This window comes from Enterococcus sp. C76, assembly GCF_040886985.1.
Taxonomy (GTDB): Bacteria; Bacillota; Bacilli; order Lactobacillales; family Enterococcaceae; genus Enterococcus_B; species Enterococcus_B lactis.
In genome coordinates, this window is record NZ_JBFOEY010000074.1 from 1 (window position 1) to 295 (window position 295).

The window sequence follows — 295 nt, forward strand, 5'->3', positions numbered from 1 at the left end:
TCAGGGATTGATCCAACGGGGGTACAAGATTTTGAAGGAATCCAATATTGTACAGAGCTGACTCGATTATCTTCTAATTATGTTAAAGGAATGAGTAATCCTAAATTACCAGAAGATATGAGCAGTTTGACAAAATTAACGCAGGTTGGGTTCCAAAAGAATGAAGTAGATAATGAGTTTGTAAAAAGATTAGGTACTATTGGATGTAAGATGACTACACTTTATTTGGATAGGAATCATATTTATGATTTAAGTCCTTTGAACGGGAAATTTTCAGGTACATTTACTTTTACTG

Annotated in this window: 1 protein-coding gene; it reads left to right on the top strand. The window is 33.2% G+C overall.

Translation table 11 applies throughout. From position 1 onward, the window contains the following. On the top strand, positions 1–295 hold a 295-nt coding region (locus AB3I00_RS14810), incomplete at both ends, for a hypothetical protein (RefSeq protein WP_368025643.1).